1 protein-coding gene is annotated in these 3,013 nt (G+C 64.1%); it reads left to right on the top strand.

All coding sequences use genetic code 11. The features are described 5' to 3' along the window. Positions 1-1,711: 1,711 nt before the first annotated feature. Complete coding sequence (locus Q0A15_RS00540) at positions 1,712-2,932, top strand: ParB/RepB/Spo0J family partition protein (RefSeq protein WP_291277585.1); 1,221 nt, start codon at positions 1,712-1,714, stop codon at positions 2,930-2,932. Positions 2,933-3,013 lie beyond the last annotated feature (81 nt).

The following is a 3,013-nucleotide window of genomic DNA, read 5'->3' as shown; positions in this document are numbered from 1 at the left end:
GCTCTGTGCTCTGTGCTCTGTGCTCTGTGCTCTGTGCTCCGTCGACTTCGTTCGTTGCTTCGTGCTTCCTGTTTCGGTGTCCTGTTGACTGGTCGGCGCCTCGTCACCCAGGCGCGTCGGTTGCCGGCCCTGACTCGTGGTTTGACGCTGTCTTTCGGCGGGGGAGCTGTTTGCCACCCCCGCTGTGGAGTTGCTCAGCGTCCGGCGGGGCGGTCACTGATCGGTGTTGATGACGGTTCGCACGCTTGATTCTTTGGGGTACACACATCGGTTCTGCTTGCGGCTGGGGGATCGTGCGGTCGAAGTCGCGGCGCAGCCTCGCAGTCTTCCCTCGTAGCGGTGGCCGCCCGCCGAGTCTCATCTCTGCCGTGCACCGATCCACAACGGCTTGTGCGACGGGGTAGCTTGGAAGGCTCTTGGTCGGTCACTCAAGGGGTGTCGACGGGAGTCCGTATGGGACAGTCGCGCGGAGCGGCCGTGATGCTTCGGCCCTGTCCTGCCCAGGGCCCGTTCCCCGAATCTGTAGGTCCAGCTCGTGCTTCGCCCTCAGTCCAAGTGGACATTCGCTCACGACGCCGGCGTTCGTGGCAGGAAAGCTCTCGGCTGTTGACAGCCCTGGGCGGCGGCCAAGACCGGCTGCCCAGTGATCGAATCCACCGCAGCCGAGGCTCGTGAATCCAAGTGAAATCGCACTCGACGCTCGCTTCGTTCCCGTGTTTCACGTGAAACACATCGGCGTCGGGCTGTGTTGTTTCACGTGAAACAGGACTCCACGACCGCTTTCGCGAGTTCGACGAGGCGGTCGGGGGATCAGTAGAAGAAGCGCTTCGCAGCCCTGAAGTGGCCATGTTTCACGTGAAACGGTCGTCGTCCCGCATCATCGTTTCACGTGAAGCATGGTCGGTCTTCCAGATGCGCGGGTCCCACGTGCCGTGAGTTCAGGGCTATCAAAGACGGGTGTGGCCGTTACGAGGTCGGCGACGCGTCGCCGCTCGTCGCGAGACTGGTGGCGTCGGGGCGGGGGACTTGCATTCGCTGTTGCTTCGCAAACCGAGTCGCTCGGCTGCACGGGTCGTCGCTGGCCGGAACTGGTTCGTCGCTTGGATGCAGGGCGCCAGCTTGTCATTGCGATGGGCGCGGGTGGGTGATGCGAGGTGTGCATGGGTCAGCGTTCGATGCGACGCAATATGCAAGCGATGAGCAGCCTCGGTCTCGATGAGTTCTAGTTCGGTCCGGGGGTTCGGCCCGGATCGAAGGCTGTGCTGGGGAGAAGGTGGGCACTTCCCCGTGGGCGGAGTGATTCAGTGCCGGATGCGCGCGGGAGGCCTTGTGCGGCTCATTTGACCCGACCCTAGGTCAGGCCGGGGGTGACCGGAGTCTCGCTATGACCTTAGTCAATTGATTCCACTTGATGTCGGACGGAGAGTTTGTCTGGGAAGCCTGACACGAGAATCTGCCTTGACGTGTGGTCCTGCCAGGTCTGTTGCTCACGCACAGCGCCGGTCCCAGGTGGATCTCATGCACATTTGGTATTGATACGCGCAGTTCGGGAGAGATCCGGCATGACCCGTCGCCGTTTCACGTGAAACATGCGACGTCACCACCTCACGGTCGGCGCGCGCGGGGTCGGGCGGGCAGAATCCGCATCACATAGGGAATGAGGATCGACGCGACTACGATGAGAAGTGCACACACCACACGAAAGGACACCATGGCCGAGAAACGACGCGGGCTTGGACGCGGCCTTGGAGCCTTGATTGCCAATTCGCCGGCGGAGCCCGAAGCGACGGCACCAGAGCCGACCGCCCTCGCCGCATCGAAGCCGGCTAAGCAGGTGTCGACCCCCTCGCCCACGCGCAAGGCGCCGGCCGCTGCAGCAACGAAGAAGGCTTCAAGCGATTCCGCTCGTCTGTCTGTGGCCGACGATGTGGTGAAGCGTGCGCCGAAGACGTCGGCGGCGCCGCGCAAGGCGCGTCCGGCCGATATGTTCTTTACCGCAACCGCCGATCGCTCGCGACCGCGCCAGTCGGTCCCGGATGTGCTGGGCAAGACCTCCAAGGCAAACACGTCCGTCCAAGACGTGGAACCGCAGGAGGCCCGCGCCGAGGAGCTCGTGGTGGTTCCCGGTGCCTCGTTTGCCGAAGTTCCGCTCGAGGACATTCACCCGAACCGCAAGCAGCCCCGCTCGGTCTTTGACCAGGACGAGCTGGACGAACTGGTCGCCTCGATCACCGAGGTGGGTCTGCTCCAGCCGATCGTCGTGCGGCCAAGTCGCGAGAACGAGGGCCCCAAGTACGAGCTCGTCATGGGCGAGCGTCGTTGGCGAGCCTCCAAGCTGGCCGGGCTGACGGCCATCCCCGCGATCGTGCGGGAGACCGAAGACGGCGATCTGCTGCGTGACGCCCTGTTGGAGAACCTGCACCGCTCGCAGCTGAACCCGCTTGAAGAGGCCGCCGCTTACCAGCAACTGATGACCGAATTCGAGTGCACCCAGGAGGAGCTCTCAGCACGTATCGGGCGCAGCCGCCCGCAGATCTCCAACACGATCCGCCTCATGCGACTGCCTGCCTTGGTTCAGCGTCGCGTGGCAGCGGGAGTGCTCTCCGCGGGCCATGCGCGTGCGCTCCTCGGCCTGGAGGATCCGGCCGAGATGGAGAAGCTTGCGCAGCGAATCGTCGCGGAGGGCCTCTCTGTTCGCGCGACGGAGGAGCAGGTGTCGCTGGCGCAGGGCGAGAAGCCGCAGGTTGCCCGCCGTCGTCGCGCCGAGCCGGAACGCCACGAGCGCCTGGACTTCCTGGCGTCCACTCTGCAGGACCGGTTCGACACGAACGTCAAGATCACCTTGGGCGCGCGCAAGGGAAAGGTGCAGATCGAGTTTGCCTCGGTCGATGACCTGAATCGCATCATGGCGCTCATGAACCCGGACGACTGACTTCACCCGAACCAATGCGGGGTGTCCCACGATTCGTGGGGCACCCCGTTGTTTTGTTTCACGTGAAACACGGTGGGGCGG

Source organism: Galactobacter sp., assembly GCF_022712295.1.
GTDB lineage: Bacteria > Actinomycetota > Actinomycetes > Actinomycetales > Micrococcaceae > Galactobacter.
This window is presented reverse-complemented; position numbering and strand designations above follow the sequence as displayed.

What these genes read in the sequence shown, in the direction of transcription:
- Q0A15_RS00540 (WP_291277585.1), top strand. Translation starts at nt 1,712, where the DNA reads ATGGCCGAGAAACGACGCGGGCTTGGACGCGGCCTTGGAGCCTTGATT.